The sequence below is a fragment of the Streptomyces chilikensis genome (assembly GCF_001642695.1).
Taxonomy (GTDB): Bacteria; Actinomycetota; Actinomycetes; order Streptomycetales; family Streptomycetaceae; genus Streptomyces; species Streptomyces chilikensis.
The window spans coordinates 16,526-35,116 of the sequence record NZ_LWCC02000055.1; the positions used below are offsets into that span (position 1 = coordinate 16,526).

General features: G+C 67.8%; 22 protein-coding genes. 12 read left to right on the forward strand and 10 right to left on the reverse strand.

The features are described from left to right. Positions 1 to 66 precede the first annotated feature (66 nt). The 3 genes from A2U95_RS22035 to A2U95_RS22045 all read right to left on the reverse strand — a co-directional run bounded on the left by A2U95_RS22035 (position 67) and on the right by A2U95_RS22045 (position 2,711). Positions 67 to 1,434, reverse strand: a complete 1,368-nt coding sequence (locus A2U95_RS22035) for an FtsK/SpoIIIE domain-containing protein (RefSeq protein WP_166025945.1) — start codon at positions 1,432 to 1,434, stop codon at positions 67 to 69. Positions 1,435 to 1,436: 2 nt separating this feature from the next. After that, positions 1,437 to 1,793: an SCO3933 family regulatory protein gene (locus A2U95_RS22040; protein ID WP_166025947.1), complete on the reverse strand. Its 357-nt coding sequence runs from the start codon at positions 1,791 to 1,793 to the stop codon at positions 1,437 to 1,439. A gap of 138 nt (positions 1,794 to 1,931) precedes the next feature. After that, positions 1,932 to 2,711 carry a GntR family transcriptional regulator gene (locus A2U95_RS22045; RefSeq protein ID WP_166025949.1) on the reverse strand — a complete coding sequence of 260 codons (780 nt, stop codon included), beginning with the start codon at positions 2,709 to 2,711 and terminating at the stop codon, positions 1,932 to 1,934. Positions 2,712 to 2,729: 18 nt separating this feature from the next. On the opposite strand from A2U95_RS22045, the gene A2U95_RS22050 reads away from it, so the two are divergent. Next, entirely contained in the window at positions 2,730 to 3,197 is a 468-nt protein-coding gene (locus A2U95_RS22050; protein ID WP_166025951.1) for an NUDIX hydrolase, read from the forward strand. Between the two features lie 331 nt (positions 3,198 to 3,528). On the opposite strand, the gene A2U95_RS22055 is transcribed toward A2U95_RS22050, so the two are convergent. Then, positions 3,529 to 5,172, reverse strand: a complete 1,644-nt coding sequence (locus tag A2U95_RS22055; RefSeq protein WP_166025953.1) for a DNA methyltransferase — start codon at positions 5,170 to 5,172, stop codon at positions 3,529 to 3,531. A gap of 243 nt (positions 5,173 to 5,415) precedes the next feature. On the opposite strand from A2U95_RS22055, the gene A2U95_RS22060 reads away from it, so the two are divergent. The 3 genes from A2U95_RS22060 (at position 5,416) to A2U95_RS22075 (ending at position 7,987) form a co-directional block, all read left to right on the forward strand. Next, on the forward strand, positions 5,416 to 5,703 hold the full coding sequence (locus A2U95_RS22060) for a hypothetical protein (protein ID WP_206283011.1): 288 nt from the start codon (positions 5,416 to 5,418) through the stop codon (positions 5,701 to 5,703). Between the two features lie 374 nt (positions 5,704 to 6,077). After that, on the forward strand, positions 6,078 to 6,623 hold the full coding sequence (locus tag A2U95_RS22065; protein ID WP_240957593.1) for a hypothetical protein: 546 nt from the start codon (positions 6,078 to 6,080) through the stop codon (positions 6,621 to 6,623). Between the two features lie 803 nt (positions 6,624 to 7,426). Continuing rightward, positions 7,427 to 7,987 (forward strand): Uma2 family endonuclease, encoded by a 561-nt coding sequence (locus A2U95_RS22075; protein WP_166025958.1) that lies wholly within the window; start codon positions 7,427 to 7,429, stop codon positions 7,985 to 7,987. Between the two features lie 429 nt (positions 7,988 to 8,416). Here A2U95_RS22075 and A2U95_RS22080 read toward each other — a convergent pair whose 3' ends face one another. The 4 genes from A2U95_RS22080 to A2U95_RS22095 all read right to left on the reverse strand — a co-directional run bounded on the left by A2U95_RS22080 (position 8,417) and on the right by A2U95_RS22095 (position 10,203). Beyond that, positions 8,417 to 8,884 carry a type II toxin-antitoxin system VapC family toxin gene (locus A2U95_RS22080; protein ID WP_166025960.1) on the reverse strand — a complete coding sequence of 156 codons (468 nt, stop codon included), beginning with the start codon at positions 8,882 to 8,884 and terminating at the stop codon, positions 8,417 to 8,419. Further along, positions 8,874 to 9,143: a type II toxin-antitoxin system Phd/YefM family antitoxin gene (locus tag A2U95_RS22085; protein ID WP_166025962.1), complete on the reverse strand. Its 270-nt coding sequence runs from the start codon at positions 9,141 to 9,143 to the stop codon at positions 8,874 to 8,876. The genes A2U95_RS22080 and A2U95_RS22085 overlap by 11 nt, the downstream gene beginning before the upstream one ends. Before the next feature lie 342 nt (positions 9,144 to 9,485). Further along, positions 9,486 to 9,806 (reverse strand): PIN domain-containing protein, encoded by a 321-nt coding sequence (locus tag A2U95_RS22090; RefSeq protein ID WP_240957609.1) that lies wholly within the window; start codon positions 9,804 to 9,806, stop codon positions 9,486 to 9,488. Between the two features lie 118 nt (positions 9,807 to 9,924). After that, on the reverse strand, positions 9,925 to 10,203 hold the full coding sequence (locus A2U95_RS22095; RefSeq protein WP_166025964.1) for a hypothetical protein: 279 nt from the start codon (positions 10,201 to 10,203) through the stop codon (positions 9,925 to 9,927). 337 nt (positions 10,204 to 10,540) lie between these two features. On the opposite strand from A2U95_RS22095, the gene A2U95_RS22100 reads away from it, so the two are divergent. The 3 genes from A2U95_RS22100 to A2U95_RS22110 all read left to right on the forward strand — a co-directional run bounded on the left by A2U95_RS22100 (position 10,541) and on the right by A2U95_RS22110 (position 12,388). Then, entirely contained in the window at positions 10,541 to 10,900 is a 360-nt protein-coding gene (locus A2U95_RS22100; protein WP_166025993.1) for a helix-turn-helix domain-containing protein, read from the forward strand. Between the two features lie 76 nt (positions 10,901 to 10,976). Next, complete coding sequence (locus A2U95_RS22105) at positions 10,977 to 11,387, forward strand: VOC family protein (protein WP_166025966.1); 411 nt, start codon at positions 10,977 to 10,979, stop codon at positions 11,385 to 11,387. A gap of 353 nt (positions 11,388 to 11,740) precedes the next feature. Then, positions 11,741 to 12,388, forward strand: coding sequence for a hypothetical protein (locus A2U95_RS22110; RefSeq protein WP_166025968.1), 648 nt, complete (start codon positions 11,741 to 11,743; stop codon positions 12,386 to 12,388). Positions 12,389 to 12,540: 152 nt separating this feature from the next. On the opposite strand, the gene A2U95_RS22115 is transcribed toward A2U95_RS22110, so the two are convergent. Continuing rightward, positions 12,541 to 13,743, reverse strand: coding sequence for an MFS transporter (locus A2U95_RS22115; RefSeq protein ID WP_166025970.1), 1,203 nt, complete (start codon positions 13,741 to 13,743; stop codon positions 12,541 to 12,543). A 165-nt stretch (positions 13,744 to 13,908) separates the two neighbouring features. Between A2U95_RS22115 and A2U95_RS22120 the strand changes: the two genes are divergently transcribed. Further along, complete coding sequence (locus A2U95_RS22120) at positions 13,909 to 14,295, forward strand: cupin domain-containing protein (RefSeq protein ID WP_166025972.1); 387 nt, start codon at positions 13,909 to 13,911, stop codon at positions 14,293 to 14,295. Between the two features lie 642 nt (positions 14,296 to 14,937). Beyond that, a complete protein-coding gene (locus A2U95_RS22125) occupies positions 14,938 to 15,141 on the forward strand; it encodes a cold-shock protein (RefSeq protein WP_019329653.1) in 204 nt (67 codons plus the stop codon). 507 nt (positions 15,142 to 15,648) lie between these two features. Here the strand turns inward: A2U95_RS22125 and A2U95_RS22130 are convergent. Then, the gene (locus A2U95_RS22130; RefSeq protein ID WP_166025973.1) at positions 15,649 to 16,008 is read right to left on the reverse strand and encodes a hypothetical protein; all 360 of its coding nucleotides are present in this window, start codon (positions 16,006 to 16,008) and stop codon (positions 15,649 to 15,651) included. A gap of 751 nt (positions 16,009 to 16,759) precedes the next feature. On the opposite strand from A2U95_RS22130, the gene A2U95_RS22135 reads away from it, so the two are divergent. The 3 genes from A2U95_RS22135 to A2U95_RS22145 all read left to right on the forward strand — a co-directional run bounded on the left by A2U95_RS22135 (position 16,760) and on the right by A2U95_RS22145 (position 18,569). Further along, a complete protein-coding gene (locus tag A2U95_RS22135; RefSeq protein ID WP_166025976.1) occupies positions 16,760 to 17,104 on the forward strand; it encodes a helix-turn-helix domain-containing protein in 345 nt (114 codons plus the stop codon). A gap of 144 nt (positions 17,105 to 17,248) precedes the next feature. After that, on the forward strand, positions 17,249 to 18,085 hold the full coding sequence (locus A2U95_RS22140; protein WP_420857034.1) for a DUF1206 domain-containing protein: 837 nt from the start codon (positions 17,249 to 17,251) through the stop codon (positions 18,083 to 18,085). 160 nt (positions 18,086 to 18,245) lie between these two features. Continuing rightward, complete coding sequence (locus A2U95_RS22145; RefSeq protein ID WP_166025978.1) at positions 18,246 to 18,569, forward strand: hypothetical protein; 324 nt, start codon at positions 18,246 to 18,248, stop codon at positions 18,567 to 18,569. The last annotated feature ends 22 nt before the right edge of the window (positions 18,570 to 18,591 follow it).

Below are 18,591 nucleotides of genomic sequence, written 5' to 3' on the forward strand. Positions count from 1 at the left end.
GTTTCGGGCATGGCGGGGGTAGGGAACTGGCGCGGTTGCGGTCGCGCCGACCGGAGGTGGGGCGGGTCAGGCGGTGGTGGGTGCCTCGACCGGCTGGGCCGGGAAGACCACGGGCGGTCGCGTGGGCGGGGCCACGGAGGGACGGAAGGCGTCCAGGCCGGGGAGGACCGGAGTCAGGTGCGCGTGCCGGTTGCAGGCGTTCACGGCCTGTCGGAGCGTGGTGTGCGGGGCGCGGATGCGGTGCCACCCGCCGGTCGCGTCACCGGCCACGGCGATGCCGGGGGTGCCGGTGGGGATCTGGATGGCGGCGAGGACGGCGTCCGGGGCGATGTCCCCGAAGGCCATGTTCGCGCTGGTCTCGTCGTTGACGCGGTGGGCGGTGCGGCCGGTGAGCTGGGCACGGAGCATGGTGATGCCCTTGCCGAGTTCCGAGCCGAAGCGCTGGCCGCAGATTTCCAGGTAGATGCCGGCGGCACGGCCGAGCTGGGCGAGCCGGACCAGGGCGGTGATGATCCGGTCCCGTCGCTTCTCCTCGTCCTTGTTGGAGAACAGGGCGAGTTCGGCGACCTCGTCCACCAGGACGACGACGGGAGTCGGGCGGAGGTGGTCGGGAAGATCCCAGATGTCGGCGGCGATCTCCGCGTCCGGGACATCGGCGGTGATGCGCTGCTCGGCCCTGATGAGCTGGTAGACGCCCTCCATGTGCACCAGCAGCGCGCCGAGAAGGTCGTCGGCGGTGTCGGGGTTGTCGGCCAGGGCGGAGAAGCGCCGCGCGAGGGGGTACAGCTCGACCCCCTGCTTGCAGTCGATCCCTACCAAGGCCACGGGTAAGGCCGCGAGTTCGGCGACCAGGTTGCGCTGGTAGACGGACTTGCCGGACTTCGTGGCACCGATGGTCAGCGCGTGCGGGCAGGTCCGGTAGTCACGGAAGTGCACGGCGCCGTCCTCCCTCAGCGCGACGGGCACCCGCATCGGGGACCGCTCGACGACCGGCGGCATCTGCACCCGCTTGAGGACGTCGTAGCCGGTCATGCACAGCTCCACCACACCGGAGCGGATCTCGCGGGAGGTGACGCCCTGCATGGTGAACGAGTGCCGCAACCGGTCGCACGAAGCCGCCACGTCGAACGCGTCCTGTCCCGGGCGGAGCCCCAGCCGTAGGACGAGGCCGGTCCGGGTCGGACGCAGCCGCAGCAGCCGCGGGGCCCGAGCCTGCGGAACGGGGCGGCCGGTCAGCCGGGCCAGGGCCAGCCGCCAGCGCGGAGGCGGAACGGTCAGCCCGCACGCCTCCATCACCGACGTGTACCGGACCAGAACGCGAACCGCGGCCAGCACGACCCCGAAGGTCAGCCAGTACCAGGCCGGTCGACGCCACCGCAGGACACCCGCGACGGCGACGACCAGCAGCACCACAGCGGCGGTCAGCCACTCCATGGTCAGGCGGCCTTCGGCTTCGCGGCGGTCTCGGCGAGGGAGGTGACCGCGACCGCCCGGAACGCGATCCCGTGACGGCGCTGGCCGTTGAACTCGTTCTCCCAGGGGCGGGCCACCAGACCCGTGATCGCGACCGGGGTGCCCATGGTCAGGTCGGCGGAGATGCCGGTCTCCGGGACGGTCACGGACAGGATCTCCACCTCGCCGTTGGCCGCGAACATCACGTCCACGGTCGACAGCGCGGCACCGGTCTCCATGTCCATGGCCCGCTCGCCGGTGCGGCGGTCCTTCACCTTCGGCTGCGGGGGCTGCGCGACCATCACGGACGCGGTCGAGGTGTCAACGGGAATCTGACGCACAGAGATCACTCCTCTAGAAGTGCTCGACTATGTCACTCATGTATAGGAGTGACATGGAGAAGAGTGCATGACTCCTGTACATGAGTCAACCCGCCGAGGCGAAGAAGTCTCGGCGGGTTGCGAGGAGTTGAGGCGGTGTCAGTCGGTGGCGGGGATGCGGTACTCGAAGATGAACTGGTCAGCGGCCATGAGGGTGTCGCACACCTCGACCACGCGACCGGCTTCGGTGACGGCGTTCCGCAGCAGGTGGATGACCGGCGCGCCGGGGCTGAGAGCGAGTTCGGAGGCTTCGGCCTTGGCCGCCGGTCGCGCCTGGAGCGTCTCCACGAACTCGGCGAAGACGTGCCCGGCGTCCTCCAGCCGGGCGTATATGCCACCCGGGCCCGGGTTCTCCGAGAACAACTCGGGGATGTCCTTGACCACGTCCCAGGGGAGGTAGGAGGTGGCGGTCTCGACGGGGACGCCGTTGCGGAAATAGAGACGGCGGCGTGCGAGGACCTGAGTGCCGACGGGAACGTCGAGGCGTTCCGCGATCTCCTCCGGGGCCTCCATGGGTCCGATGTAGAGAACGCTCACCTTGGCGGTTGCGCCGGACTGGGCCGACTCGGCGAGATAGGCCGCCTTGCCCTCCCGGCGGTGCGAGGCGCGGAAGCGGTCGGAGGAACGGAGCCGCACAGGCGGCCGGTCCTTCACGATCGATCCCTTGCCGTGCCGGGTCTCCACGAGCCCGCTTGCCCGAACCTCGACCATTGCCTTGCGGATGGTGCCGCCGGCCACGCCGTAGCGCTCGACCAACTCGGATTCACTCGGCACCAGGTCGCCGGGCTTGAGCACCCCGGCGCGGATCTGCTGGACAATCTCCTCGGCGATCTGGACGTACCTCGGTACGGCCCTCCCACCTCCTATGGCTGTTCCCATAGTCCTTTTCACTCTCCTATGCTCCTGTACATGAGTAACAGCGCCCGCGAGACGTCGTCAACGCCACTGCATTCCGTGTCAGTCGCGGGGGCGGTCGTCCGCGAGGACGGGCGGCTCCTGGCGATCCGCCGGGCGGACAACGGGACGTGGGAGCTGCCGGGTGGAGTGCTCGAACTCGCCGAGGCCCCCGAGGAGGGAGTCGTCCGGGAGGTCTGGGAGGAGACCGGCGTCCGCGTCGAGGTCGACCAGCTGACCGGCGTCTACAAGAACACGACGCGAGGTGTCGTGGCCCTAGTGTTCCGCTGTAAGCCCTCCGGCGGTATCGAGCGGACCAGCGAAGAGTCGACCGCGGTCGAATGGCTCACGCCCGAGGAAGTGTCGGAGCGCATGGCCGAGGTCTACGCAGTCCGGCTGCTCGATGCGCTGGACGAGGCGGGACCCCACGTCAGAAGCCATGACGGGCGCCAACTCAACACGGTGCGATAAGAGTTTCCCTACTTCATCAAGGCCCGCGCACGGCGCGGGCGCGCGCCGCCTGTGCGGCGCGGCCTGCCTCCTGTCTTCGCCCCGGCTGGCCGCGCCCGGCGGCGCGCCGGCGACTGCGGGCACGGTCGGGAGAGAAACCCTCTGTGGCTGGGGCGGTCGGCTCCACGGCTTTAGGCAGCCACTTTGGGGCGAGCCTCGAAGATCATGGCCCCAACGTCGTGCTTTACGGGCAGGTCCACTGACTGCCCGACTCGCCATCAGCTTACGGGGCCATGATCACTCGCCCCAAAGCAGCTCCAGCCCAAAGCCGCTCCGCCGACCTCGCTGCCTCCTAGCCGAATGTCATTTGCTGATGCGTGGCTTCATAACGGCGCTGTGCCTGGAAGTACGGCAGCATGGCTGTAGGAATGTTGGGACGCTTCCCCTTGAGCAAATCCTCAACCGTGATGATTTGAACCTTAGGGTACTTCTGATTGTTCACCGGGTAAGTGTAGACACCGGAATGGTTAGCCGCATCTACCATTGCCTTGGTGGGTTTCTTCAAGCAGATGAAGACACCCATTGCCGCCTTTTGGGACTCCACTGTGCCGATCAGGTCCCTTACGTGACTTGGGTTCGTGGTGCCGCCCTTGACAGAAACTATAGCTCGATGTGAATTACCCTTGGCGTCAATGGGGACGCGAATGATTCCGTCGATCCCCTTGTCGCCTACTTGTTTTTCGTTCGGCTGTCCGTCCACGAGCATCACGCACCACCGCTCGAATTCAAAAGGAGACCGATTGAACAGGGCTTGAGCGCCGCCGAGGTCCTTCGGTATGCCGAGGATCTCATAGCTGTCTTGAATCGACTCAGTGTACGTGTGGCGAAGTCGAGCGTCGATAAGATCAACGGCCAAGGTCGTTACGTCTATGCCGATCCACTTGCGCCCCAACTTCTGGGCGGCATCAATCGTGGTGCCACAGCCGCAGAATGGGTCTAGGACTACGTCACCCGGATTACTGCTGGCTTCAATAATCCGCTCAAGAAGAACCAAGGGCTTCTGGGTCGGGTACCCGAGTCGCTCTGCGGCCTGTGAGTTTAGAGCGTCAATGTCTGCCCATAGCGACTGAAGCTCCACACCCTTACCCTCGTCCAGATAGTACTTCTGTCGCGGCACCACGCCAGGCTTACTTTGATGCACCCTCCCCTCCTTGATCAGACGAGCCATTTCCTCTTGACTGAAACGCCAATGTCGCGACACTCCGAGAACCTCGTAAAAAGGATTCCCTTTAGCTGAGCCGCCTGGGCCGAGCATGCTTACGGTTTGGAATCTCCTTCCGGTTTCCGGCTCGATATTCGTGAACTTCTTCTTGATGTATTCTTCGGAGTACGGCTGATAAGCCTGATTGAAGGTGTATTTGTCGGACTTCGTGTAGAAAAGGATTCGGTCCGTGTTTCGCCCGAAGTGGCGAGCCCCTTGCCCTGAGTTGCCTTTCACTGTGGAGGTGCGCCGCCATACAATCTCATTTTTGAATTGCCGAGCTCCGAAGATTGCATCAAGGAGCATCTTGAGATAGTGGCTTGCGGTCGGGTCACAGTGAAGGTATAGAGATCCGGTAGGCTTCAGGACTCGATGAAGTTCGACAAGCCTTGCAGCCATCATGACAAGGTATGCCAGCACATCGTTATCTCCGAGGAGTTTGCGCATGGCCTCTAGTGCATCTTTGACGGCTAGTGGTGCGTCGCCATTTAGGAGATCGATGTAGAGGGACTCGGTTTCATGACTCCAAGTCCAAGTGTCGTCGAACGCCTCCATTTGGGCTGGTGACTCTTCGCCGCTCTTTTCCTTGAAGAGTACGTTGTACGAGCGGTTTGAGTTGAATGGAGGGTCCAGGTAAATCAGATCTACACTCTCGGGGGCTACGTTCTCTCGTAGGACGCCGAGGTTGTCGCCGTAATAGAGCTTGTTCAGCCACTCGCCAGGAGTCTTCACCATGGGATGAGTTTGCCAGACGGACCTGACACCACGGAGGCTGTTCAGCTCTCGAGGGAGCCGAGGACTTCGGGCCGTCTCTGGGCCGTCCCAGGCCGCTCAAGGGTGACCAGCGGCGACCATCAGTGACAGAGGTCCTAGACGACACCCCCAGGTCACGTCCGTTCGTCTGCGACACTGGTAAGGCCATGCCTAAGCCCGGAGAACGGGCATGACGACGTCCGGCCGGCTGACTACGGTGGTCCCGTGCTGGAAGACGATGGCGGTCTGGCCGCCTGGCTAGAGTCGAAGAGGCTACTCACCAGCCCTGAGCGCCACATCGACACGTTGCGACGCCTGCTCACCAAGGACGACGACGCGCTTCTGCTGTACGACTACGAGCTGATCAGTGATCCGCAGACAGTAGCCATCGTGAGAGCCCAGCAGCGCGCAGCAGGACAGCGCCGCCGTAGGCTGCGGCGCCTGGCAACGCGCCACAGGAGCACCACCAAACCTCAGCGTTGTGGGCGCGGAACAGGCCGCGCGGCCCGGTGAGCGAACTCCTAGTGCGGTGGTTACAGGGCAGCACCGCTTACGGCGGTGACGGCAGCGCTGACGGCAACGACAGCGGCACTCAACAGCCCAGCATGGTGCCGACGTAGGACGATCGGGTTGATCCGTCAAGGCTTGCCCGCATCTTCTAAACGCCCGCTACGCTGAGCTAGCTTGGGCACGCCTGACCACTGCCTGGCATCGCGATCTGGCTATCCGTGGACCGAGGTTGGCCCGTGTTAACCGACAGCGGCAGCCGACGCGATGCGGGAGGCCCGAGCCCAGGTCAGGACGTGCGTTTGGTTGAAGCCCTTCATCTGTAGAAGGCAGGGATTGTGGGCGGTGGTTGGGCGGGGTTGGCGGTTGCCGTCGTGGGCGTGGTGGGCACGCTAGGAGCGGCGCTGCTGACGCAGAACCGCGCGGACCGCACAAAACGTCTGGAATTGCAGGCTGCTGCGGAGCAGCGACGAGAAGAACGCCAGCACGCCGAAGCCCTGCTACAGGCGGAGCAGGCGCAAGCACGCCAGCGCGAGAGCCTTGAGCTGAGGCGCAGGTGTTACATCGACCTGAACACTGCTTCCCGTCAATTTCTGACGGCGATGACCAACTACCTGCATGCGCTGCGGCAAAACGTTGACGTTGACGCATCGCTGGCACAACTGGAGACCAGCCGATCGGCCTATCGGGACAGCTATTCGGAAGCCCAGATGATTGCCCCGCGCCCGGTGCTACGAGCATCCAGCGTTGCCAAGACCCGGTTGAACACCGCATACGGAAAAATCAAGCAGCTCGGCCCATCTCTGTCCGGATGTGCGGCCGAGCTGCATGCTCTGGAAGACGAACTGCATCAAGAGGTCTGGCCATACGTGGGGGAGCAGAAAATTGCCATGCGAGCCGACTTGGGAATCGAATCCGCCGATTAGTGCAATGCTGATCGACACCTTTGAGGCAGTCGAGTACGACCAGACGGAGGGACTGTAGTGAGCGCAGTAGTACAGCAGCGAAGTGCAGCAACCACCGCAACCGCGGGCGACCACCAAGGACGTCGACGACCGACTGACCAGCCCTCCGGTCCGCAATGCCCCCGGCCGAAAGTTCGGGACGAAAAGGTCGCTCCGTTAGGGTGCGCCGCATGACCGACGACGCCCCGGCCTGTCCTGAGTGCAGCCAGCCCTTGAAGTCCGGCGGTCTCGTGCTGTCCAAACGAGACGAAGACGGCCGGAGGACCTGCCGCTCTCTGTGGCGGTGTGCTGGTCGGCACACCTGGTGGCAGTGGGCGGACCGGCCGGCCGAACCGCTGGAGGTCTGCCCAGTTCCGGAGTTGTTCCGTTGACATCCAACGCTGACATCAACGAGCCCGGACGGCGGCACACAGCTGTGATCCTGGACGGCCACCGGATCAGCCAACGATGGCATCAGGGGCGGACGTAGATCGAACTCCTAAAGCGGGTGTCGCAGGTTCGAATCCTGCCGGGGGCACCAGCGCAAAGGCCCCGGACCGATCATGGTCCGGGGCCTTTGACCGTCACTGGCACTACCCGATCCGCCGCACGAGACTGAGCAACGGCTGAGACATCACCTCTGTGCCTGCTTCTGCGAGGCATGGTCTGATGGTCGGTGGCACCGAGCGTCCGGGGCCGTATCCGGGTGAACCATCGGCAATGGGGCACGGACGAAGTGCGACCGGTGCAACCATGGGCCTAGATGCCGGAAGGTGGGTGGAGGCATGGGTGCCGCGTACGACCACGTGGGCCCGTGGACCCTGGACGATGTCCTCGCTCTCGGTGAGGACACGCATCAGCGGGTCGAACTCGTCGGAGGGGCGCTCCTGATGTCTCCCGCCCCCAGCGTGCCCCATCAGCGGGCTTCACGCCGGCTCGCCGCCCTGCTGGAGCGGGCCGCCGACGAAGCGGGCGCGGACGTCGAGGTCCTGGAAGCCGTGAACATCAGCGTGCCTGACGGGCTTCTCATCCCTGACCTTGTCGTCGCAGATGCCGAAGCAGCTGCCGAGGCGGGCGTCGTCCTCAACAACGCTGCTGTGCTCCTTGTCGTCGAGATCGCGTCACCGGCCACCCGCCTCACCGACCGCAAACTCAAGCCGGCCTTGTACGCCGCGGCCGGCATCGAGCACTACTGGCGCGTCGACCTGGAGCCCGCCCCCACGCTCCACACCGCCATGCGCAACGGTTCCGGCTACCGCGATCTGGCGACCGTCCTGCCTGGCCAGACCGTCCAGATCGACGAGCCGTTCCCTCTCACCATCGATCCGGCCCGACTCGCTCGATAGAGAGACTCGAGCAGCCGGCGCAGCACACATTCGGCACACATGAGGCCGGGAAGCACTGCGAACGGCTGAGAACCAGCGAGGCGTTTTCCGCAGGTCAAGCACTCAGCGGTAACCGTTTCCCCAGGTCACAGCCCCGCCTGGAGGGATCTCCTAAAACGGGTGCCGCAGGTTCGAATCCTGCCGGGGCACAGAGAAGCACCAGGTCAGGATCCCTCCCGTCCAGCGGACGGGAGGGATCCTGCTGCTTGCAGCACACACTCCGTCCACGCCCGTCCCCCGAAGGGCCGGGCAGGCATCGAATTCGCTCTCCGGAGGCCCGGAACAACCTCAGCAGTGCGGGGCGCGCTCGCCCTCCCCTCCCAAAGGCCCGAGGGCCGGCCATCTCGGCGGTTCAGCCAATTCGGCCCTGCGGTGTTCGGTCGGGATTCGTCAGCTCTCGTGCGGCATCGTGGGACGCGTGACCGGAACGACGGTCAGGAGGTCGTCCAGCCCTTTGAAGTCGTCGGGGTTGGTGGTGAAGAGGGGGAGGCCCTCGGCCACTGCGATGGCAGCGATCATCAGGTCGGCCACCCGACGACGCGGCTTACGGCCCGCACTGATCACCGCGGCACAGATCCGGCCGTAGGCACGGGCGGCTTCGGCATCGAAGGGGATGGGGTCGAACTCGTGCTCCGCGCGTTGCAGAACGTCGAGCCTTCGGGCTCGCTCGACATGCTCGTCGTAGCCGCTCTGTTCGTCGTTGCGGCGGACCTCGTGAGGGCCGGCGGACAGCTCGGCCAGGGTGATGGCGGTGATCGCCATTTCTTCCGGCAGTTCCTCGGGATCCACCCACCGCCGCAAGATCATGATGTTGGTGTCGAGGATCCCCTGCCCGTACGTCGGACGATCAGCGGGCATAGGGATCGTCCAGGTAGTGGTCGGTCGTGGCGTCCTGGTCGACGCGGAACATGTCGAGGGAGATGTCGGGAGCGGTTCTGGACATCGCGGCGAACTCATGCCGGGAGACGAACCGACGGCGCCGCCGCAGAGGGACGAGCTGTCCGATCGGGTGCCCGTCACGAGTGACGGTGAACGACTGGCCACCCTGTATGGCGTCCATGATCTCCCGGGAACGGTTACGCAGGTCCCTCTGAGTGATTTCGGGCTGAACGCTCATATCGGCCACGGTAGCACCTGGTGCTACGCAGTAGCACCACCACAGGCTTCCGACCATGGGCACGGGGCGGAGCCAAGACGGACCGGCGCCGACGCACCGATACACGAGGGACCACCGGAACGGATTCAGCACACATGAGGCCGGGGCAAGGCGCGAACATGTGAGAACCGCCGAGGAGTGTTTTCCCACGCCAGGCACCCAAGGACAGGCATTCCCGCAGGTCACAGCCCCACCTGGGGAAACCCCTGAAGCGGGTGTCGCAGGTTCGAATCCTGCCGGGGGCGCCAGCGCAGAGGCCGCCCAGGAACCTTCCCGGGCGGCCTCTGGCATCAACGCCGGCAGTCACTCGCGGCGTGGTTGGTCCAGCTGTTCCCACGGGTCGATCACCATGGCGCCGGTGCGGGCGAGGTGCTTGATGTTGCGGGTGGCCACCGTCCAGCCGTTGGCCAGGGCGGTGGCGGCGATCAGTGCGTCCGGCGGGTCGATGCCGGCACCGGCTGATTTCAGCATCCTGTGGATGCTCAAGTACGCGGCCGCTTCCGGTTCACCGGTCGGTGCGATGCGTCCGGCGTATTCGTGCCGTACGGCGGCGAGTGCCTGGGCGTATCGGGCCTTGCGCACGGGGTCCGCCGTGGCGTCCACGCCTGCCTCGATCTCGGCCACGGTGTCACGCTGAGGAAGCGGTTGGGCCGGGGCGTGGACCGGAACCAGGCCAGCACACGATGGTCGGGCTTGGGCCGCGCCGTCAGTTCGGCGACGACATTCGTGTCGAGCAGGTGGATCACTCGACGTCCGGTTCCTCGTCGTAGGTTCGGGCACCGAACTCCATGCCCTCGAAGGGCCGGGACAGCAGGAACTCCTCGAAGCCGTCGTCGCTCAAGGCCACCCAGCGGTTCAGCATCTCGGGCAGAGCCTCGATCGCCGTGTCGGCGAGCTCCGCGTCGAAGTGCCTGCGCTGGTCGTCGGGCAGTGACTCCCGGATGTCACGGATGGTCCGCAACGGGTGCGCCGTCGAGTGCGGCGGGTGAGGAACCCCGCTCGGGGCGGTGGTCCTCGGCATCCCCTCCGCTGTGTCTCGCCGTGTGCTTCCACCGGTCCCCGGTCAACGGCGTCCGGTCCGTTCGCTCAGCCCTTCCGGGAGCCACACCACCTACGGCAACCAGGGGCCGGCCCGTCGGCGGACTGGACGGCGGCCGGACCCACCCGCGACGACCCCGGCATGACGACCGTCCGCGGCACGCCTACAGCATGCATGAGGCAGGGACTCCGCGACCGGGTGCCGGCCGATCGTGGCGGGCGCGGGGGAGCTTCCCTCCCGCCTGCCGTCCTGGGTCCTGTCCGGGAGACCGTGATGGGATGGTGCCGTGAGTCGCGCCGCAGAAGAGACCAATCGCCGTATGCTCCGAGCACGTGACGTGATGGACCGCGACTACGCGCGGCCACTGGACGTCCCCACCCTGGCCCGCGTCGCACACGTGTCGCAGGCCCACTTCACGCGTACCTTCCGAGCCACGTTCGGTGAGACACCCCACCGCTACCTGCAGCGTCGCCGCGTGGAACGGGCGATGTTCCTGCTGCGGGAGACCAACCGCAGCGTGACGGACATCAGTTTCGAGGTCGGCTTCACCAGCCCGGGCACCTTCAGCCGAACGTTCCGCGACATCGTCGGCCGGTCGCCCCGGACCTACCGCAAGGAAGCGGTTGCCGTGAGCGTACCGACGTGCTTCACGATGGCGTGGACTCGGCCGCATGCCTGACCGGCCGACGGAACGTCTTGCCCACTGAGCAGTTTTGGATAAGTTCTCGTCCTGGCCCATCGCTAGTGTCAGTGTCATGTTCAACGCCATCACGCAGTCACAGATATACGTTCTCGACCAGAACGAGGCCATCGACTTCTACGTCGGCAAGCTCGGCCTGGAGATCACCGCAGACGTCGACATGGGTTTCATGCGCTGGCTGACCGTCGGCGTACCGGGACGCCCCGAGCGACAGATTCTTCTGGAGAAGCCGGGTGCGCCGGCGATGTCGGAGGAGACGGCGGAGCAGGTGCGCGAGCTGGTGACCAAGGGGGCCATGGGCGGATGGCTCATCCTCACCACGGACGACTGCCGCAAGACCTACGAGACGCTGCTCGAGAAGGGGGTGGAGTTCACCGAGGAGCCCACCGAGCGTCCGTACGGGATCGACTGCGGTCTGCGTGATCCCTTCGGCAACCGCATCCGCTTCACCCAGCCGAAGGCCTGAAGCACTCCGGCACTTCGCCATCCATGAACGGTCGCACCTCGGGTCCGGAGCACAGCACGGAAGTACAGCGACCGCATGACATGCAGCAGACCACAGTGACACCCATCGGCTGCCGGGAGGCCCGCATGACCGGTGCGGAACTCTCCCCATGGAGCTACGCATCAGGCGACCGCAGCAGTCGGAGCGGGTTCGGATCGAACTCCTGAAGCGGGTGTGGCAGGTTCGAATTCTGCCGGGGCACAGCGGGAAGGGCCGGTTCAGGAAGGGCCCCGGACCGGTCCTTCGCCGTGTCCGGTGTCGTACCACGCACACGCCTCTCCCTGCGTGCCTCACCCTCCTGACAGACTGCGGTCATGAAGCCGTCCGCCCGCCCGCCTTTGAGCCCGCGACCCCTTCCTCCGCTCCGCGGCGACGAGCCGGTCGCCGGCGTCCCGGACGCGACCGTGGTCGACTTCTGGCGGTTCGCCATGCCGGACCTCCGGATGAACAACACGCGTGGTCTGTTCGCCGAATTCCTGGTCCACCGGGCGGTCGGCTCCCGCAAGCCCCGGGTGGAGTGGGCGAGCCACGATGTAGAGACCGGCGACGGACTGCGCATCGAGGTCAAGGCCGGTGCCCATCTGCAGGCCTGGGAGCAGCGCGCGCCCTCTCCCATCCGCTTCGGTGGGCTCCGCGCTTGCGCGTGGTCGCCCGAGGGCGGCTACTCGGAGTCGAAGTCGTACAACGCCGACGTCTACGTGTTCGCCGTCCAGACCTCCCGTGAACACGCTGTCTACGACCCGCTCGACACGGCCCAGTGGGAGTTCTACGTGCTCCCCCGCCCGGCAGTCGCTGCCCTGGACGCGGACAGCGTCAGCCTGAGCACCGTTCGCAGGGCAGCCGGTTCACCGGTGTCCTTCGAGTCCCTCGGCGACCGCATCCGATCGGCCGATCCCCGTCCCGCGACGGACGACATGACCCGGCTCCCCGCCGACCGACCGGTTCGGGACGAGGAGGTCTGACGCTCCCGAGCACCCCTGGATTCCCCTTCCGGGGGCGCACGGCCGCCCCGGCGCGCAGGTGCGGAACCCGGATGCGCACGGTCTCGCCCTCCCGCCGTGGCCCGCCGGCCGGGACCGGCGCGCGGGCGGCGGGGCGGTCGGCGGGGCGGTCGTCAGGCCGCGCCCCGCAGGGGGAGGGCGGACGCGGGGCCCCGGCCGAAGGCGTGCATGGCGAGGGCGCCGGCCAGGGGGCCGGGGGCGAGGAGGAGGAAGGCGTGGCGCCAGCCGACGGCTTCGGCGAGGAGGGGCGTGAACTGGATGGTGACCACGGTGAGGGCGAACCCGATCGCGGTCTGGCCGGTGAGCGCCGTGCCCACGTAGCGGTGGTCGGCGACCTCGCTCAGCGAGGTGGAGAAGACCCCGGAGTCCGCGATCACGGCGGCGCCCCAGATCGTGCAGAAGAGGAACAGGACCGCCGGCGGGGCGTGGAAGAGGAACGGGGAGAGCAGACAGCACAGGCCGCTGAGGAGCAGCGCGGTCACGGCGGCGGGAGAGCGGCCGAAGCGGTCCGCGCCCCAGCCGCCGAGCAGGCAGCCGATCACCCCGCCGATCCCCATGGAGAGGAACACCGTGATCGCCACCGAACCCGGAAGGTCGCGGGCGGCGGGGGAGGCCAGCAGGAACGCGGGGATCCAGGTCCAGAGGGCGTAGAGCTCCCACATGTGCCCGAAGTAGCCGAGGTTGGCCAGGCGCGGGCGGCGTTCGGTGAACATGGTCAGCGCGTACCGGGGGTTGCGGGCGGGGGCGGCCGACGCCGCGTGGGGGCCGGGCCGGACGAGGACCAGGGCTATGACGGAACCCGCGAGTCCGGCCGCCGCCGCCGTGAGCAGGACGCCCCGCCAGGGCAGTGATCCCAGCCCGGCGATGAGGTGGGGAAGCGTGGAGCCGAGGGTGAGGGCGGCGATGAGGACGCCCATGGTCCGGCCCCGCCCGGCGCTGCCGGCCCAGGAGGCCATGAGCTTCATGCCGGTGGGGTAGACGGCGGCCAGGGACGTCCCGGTCAGGAAGCGCAGCGGGACGGCGACGGCCGGCCGGTCGGCGAGCAGGGCCAGCACGACGGTGCAGACGGCGGCCGCCGCGGCGCCCGCGGCGAGCAGACGCTGGGGAGGGACGCGGTCCGGGAGGTTCAGGACGGTCGAGATCACGGCCCCGGCGACGAAGCCGAACTGCACGGACGCCGTCAGCCACACCGCGCCGCCGGCCGTGAGCCCCCAGTCGTCGCGCAGGCCGGGGACCACCGCCGACATGGAGAACCACACGGCGAGGCCGAGCACCTGCACGGCGGCGATCGCACCGCGTTGCACACCGACGTTCACGGATGTCCCCCTGGACAGCGGTCTCGTTCCTCCGGCCTTCCTCGCCACGGCGCCCGGCCGAAGGCCGACCCTAACCTCCAGGGAGCGACCCGGGACGGCCGTGGTCGCCGGACGGCGGGTGAGGGGTCGCACAATGGAGGTGTGGCTCAGTGAGGAGGCATCGCCATGCTGGAGGTCAGAACTCCCAGTAAGCCCGACGAGCAGCGCAATTTCCCGCACGGTCACCTCGAATCGGTCCACCTCTCGGGGCTGGACTTCGCGACGGCGACCTTCGAGCCCGGCTGGCGGTGGTCCCAGGACATCGCGCCGGCCGCCGGGACCGAGAGCTGCCAGTTCCACCACAACGGGGTGGTGACCCAGGGGCGCCTGCACATCCGCATGGACGACGGAAGCGAGACCGAGGTCGGTGCCGGGGACGTCTTCGTGTGCTCCCCCGGGCACGACGCGTGGACCGTCGGCGACGAACCGTGCGTGGTGTACGACTTCGCCGGTCAGATGGCGAAGGACTACGCGAAGGAGAAGGAAGGAGCGTCCGGAGGCCGCGTCCGCTGACGGGCGCGTGCAGAGGTCCGCGGCCGGCGCCGGCGGGGCACGGGTGACGGCACGCCCGGCACCGGTCGGCGGATGACGTGCACCTGGTGTCGCCGGGCGCCCGGTTTCGGAGCCGTCCGTCCGCACCGGTCGGCCGTGGGCCCCGGGTCCACCGCCGAACCGCCTCAGCCTCACCGCCGGACCGCGGGCCGGTCGTCCGGCCCTTACCTCAGCCGTGGGAACCCTTCTGCTTCTGCGGCTGACGCGCCGCTGCCCGTCGAGGGCTCGGGCAGCACGGGAGCACAGGGTGACGTGGTCCGCGTCGTTCCGGCCCGCTGCGCCCGGACAGCCGGCCTCACCGAAACCTTGTGCTTCGGGTGACGCAATAGCTGCGCCCGAGAACTGAGATTTCAACGGCGTACGCAGACCGATTTTTCCCCGGAAAAATGAAGTGGCGTTCTTCACGCGCACAGGCGGCCGTGGCGTGCTACTGTCGATCTCAGTTGCAGTTGTGGTTCCCGAAACTTCAGGCGCCCCGGTCGGCCCATTCGCCACCGGAAGCGTTTTTGTATTTCCGGTCATTTTCCGGGCGGGGTGATCATCGCGGCGACACGGCATCCACGCCGTGTGGATACCGACGCACTGCCCCGAAGGAGATATGACATGGCTACCGGCACCGTGAAGTGGTTCAACGCGGAAAAGGGTTTCGGCTTCATCGAGCAGGACGGCGGCGGCGCCGACGTGTTCGCCCACTACTCGAACATCGCCGCTCAGGGCTTCCGCGAGCTGCTCGAAGGACAGAAGGTTTCCTTCGACATCGCGCAGGGACAGAAGGGCCCGACGGCCGAGAACATCGTCGTCGCCTGACCCTCACGCGCACTTTGCAGCCGGGGCCCGCGTCTTTCGAGGTGCGGGCCCCGGCTGTTCGCGTTTCCCGCAACGCTTCCACCTGTTCACGACAACCGGGAATCCACAGGGCAACCGGTCGACCGTAAATGGATTCCCCTCGAGGGCGCGGGTGTTCCCTTTCGCCCGCACCACGGTGGACGACGCTCCACGCATTGCGCCGATGCCGCGCCACTCGCTCCGGTGATTGCGCCCGTGCGTTTTTCGCCGGCCGGCCTCGCTGTCGCGTTCCGGCGAGCCTCCCGGCAATTCCGTGCCGCTCGCCTCTGCGGGAATGAACCGACCGCCGCCTCACTCCGGCCGTGATCGCGCACCGGCCTGATCGCCCGCGCCCGGCTGCCCGGCTGCCCGGCTGCCCGGCTGCCCGGCTCACGACCGTTCGCGACGGCCCGGGATCCACGGCATCGGTTCCGCCTGGGTGACATCGCCGACGGCCGGCCGCCGCGCCGGGAGCGGCGCGGCGGTGGGTCAGTGGTCGGAGTAGCTGAAGTCGCCCACGGTCCAGGCACTGACGTCCTCGATCGCGACGCGGTACATCCCGCCCGTCTCCGGGATCCCCACCGTGCCCTGGATGATCCGGGCGACGTGGAAGTGCAGGTGCGTGGGCGGCCCGTCCTTCTTCGCAGGGGCGTTGAAGACGGCGGAGAACTCGCCCAGGTCGGCAGAGTCCGTCAGCACCTCCGACACCCTCTGCCTCCAGGTGGCTTCCGGCGCCAGTCGACCGGTGATGACAGCGCCGCCGGTGACCACGGTCAGGGACATCTGGTTGCTTCGCCCGGACTCCACGAGGGCGGCGATGTCAACGATCAGCTCGTCAGGCTTCGGCATGGGATCGGATTCTATGCACCCGCCCGTCCGGGCGCTTGGGCGGTGGCACCACCGGGCGTCAGGGCGCGCACGCTCCCCTGGTGCCGCGACACAGGCCGGGCGTGCGTGCGCTTGGGCGGCGCCTGCGGGCCGAGGTGCGGACGGCCCCCTGTCCTCGCGGGCAGGTCATGGAGCACCTCGTCAGCCAGTGCAGAAAATCTGTATCTGCCGCAGTAGACATTCGCTTCCCGCCTCCCTATGCTTTCTCTCGTAGCCGAGATACGACAAGGCCCGGCAGACATGAACTGCCGGGCAGCAGTACACGGAACACGTATGACGGTCCGGTGGTGGAGTGTCGAAGCCAGGTTGTTGCACGACGGCGACGGGACTGACGACCGGGCCGGGTGGCCCGTAGTGTCGAGGGGCCGCCACGAGCAGGACCGCGGTCGACGCGGTGGCAGTACCAGCAGTACGCAGTTCCCGTCAGGTAAGTGATCAGTTCAGAGGGAAGAACGGAGGAGTCGAACGCCATCAGGATCGCCCGGGCGGAAGACGCGAAGCCCGGGTACCGAGGACATCGACAGGCAGGTGGTCTCCGGTCACGTATCAGCGATCCCCGCACCCCCGTCGGGACATCGGACGGCTGGGCGGAAACAGAGGGCCGGCGCAGCACTAGGGCCGGCAGATGGTGTTGCAATTCCTTCGGGGCCTTGGTGCCGTACGGCACCAAGGCCCCTCGACGCGTGCCGCAGAGGTTTCCCAGAGAGGTGAGATGACAGCAGACAAGTCGCTGGACCGTTTGGACGACGACGACTATCCCGCGTACACGATGGGCCGGGCCGCCGAGATGCTCGGCACCACCCCCAGTTTCCTCCGCGCCATCGGTGAGGCGCGCCTGATCACACCACTGCGCTCCGCGGGTGGACACCGTCGTTACTCCCGCTACCAGCTGCGCATCGCGGCCCGCGCGCGTGAGCTCGTCGACAAGGGCACTCCGATCGAGGCCGCGTGCCGGATCATCATCCTCGAGGACCAGCTCGAAGAGGCCCAGCGCATCAACGCCGAGTACCGCCGCGCCGGCGGATCACCCAGTGCCTCGGCCGCGGCCGAGGTGTGAGCCGCAGTACCGTCCGAGAGGTCGTCGGCCCTGCCGATCCGTGAGGGAGGGGTGTCCGCGCCCGCGGAGCGCGGACGGCGCGCCGGTCGGGGGTGGCCGATTCGCCCTCCGTTTCCGCGACCGGGCAGCGGGCAACCGGGCGGCATGACAGGTCAATCGACGACGTGGCTCCCCCGGACCACCGCACGGCGCGCCGCCAACAGCTCCGCGATGGACCGTGCGGCCCGTGCCGGCTTCGCGGCCCGCGGGGTCCTCTACCTGCTCATCGGGGTCATCGCACTGCGCGTGGCCTTCCATCCGGGCGACGGCGAGCAGGCGGACCGCTCCGGTGCGCTGGCCGAGATAGCCGAGAAGCCGTTCGGCTCCGTGCTGTTGTGGGCGCTGGGCATCGCCACGGCCGGCATGGCCCTGTGGCGGCTGTCGGAGGCCGCCTTCGGCGCCTCCGGACCGGACGGGCACAAGACGCACAAGCGGCTGTTCTCGGCCTGCCGTGCCGTCTTCTACGGCTTCGTCGCCTACTCCGTGATGGCCTTCGCCGCCGGCTCGGGCGGCGGCGGTTCCTCCGACCGGCAGTCCAAGGACATCACCGCGCGGGCGCTCGAGATGCCCGGAGGCCGTTGGCTGGTCGGCGCCGCCGCGATCGGCGTGGTCGTCGCGGGCGGGTGGATCCTGGTCCGCGCGGTGCGGCGGAAGTTCCACAAGCACCTCAAGACGGGCGAGATGAGCCGACGCGTCCGTCAGGCGGTCGACGTCCTCGGCGTCTTCGGCGGCGTGGCGCGGGGTGTCCTCTTCGGCGCGGTGGGCGTGTTCGCCCTGGTCGCCGCGGTCCGGTTCGACCCGGACGAGGCGAAGGGGATGGACGACACGCTGCGTGCCTTCACGCAGACCTCGGCCGGCCCGTGGCTGCTGGTGGTGATCGCCGTGGGGCTGGTGGCCTTCGCCGGGTTCTCGTTCGCCAGCGCGCGCTACCGCAGGACGTGACCTCGCGGCCCGTCCGTCACATTCCTCCGGCGGGGAATCCTTCCGAGGGGGCCGCCCGCAGGGCGGCCCCCTTCGCGCTGTCCTCGACGGGGCGGCCGCTCAGGACGGTTGAGTACGGGGACTCATGTCCGGTGCCGCCGGGCGGCCGTAGCGTGCGGTCATGGCGACGAACCCCGGCCGGCTGCACGGCCGCCCCGTACGACGTTATGTGGGTCTGGGGCTCGGCATCGGTGTGAGTGCCGTCCTGCTCACCCGGTTCGGGCCCCTGCCCGTCTCCTCCGCGGCGCGGCTGTGGGAGCAGCTCGCGGCGCGTGCGGTGGCGGTGGACCCGCAGCGGCTGCTGCCGCACCACAGCCCTCCCGGGCAGGCCGCCGCCACGTACCGCGCGACGACGGTGTGGTGCCGGGAACGGGCCGGGCGGGCCGGAACCCTGGCCCGGCGGGCGTCCCGGGCGGCGCGCCGGCCGCGGCGGACCGGGGCGTGACCGCGGCGTCCGCCGCCCGGCC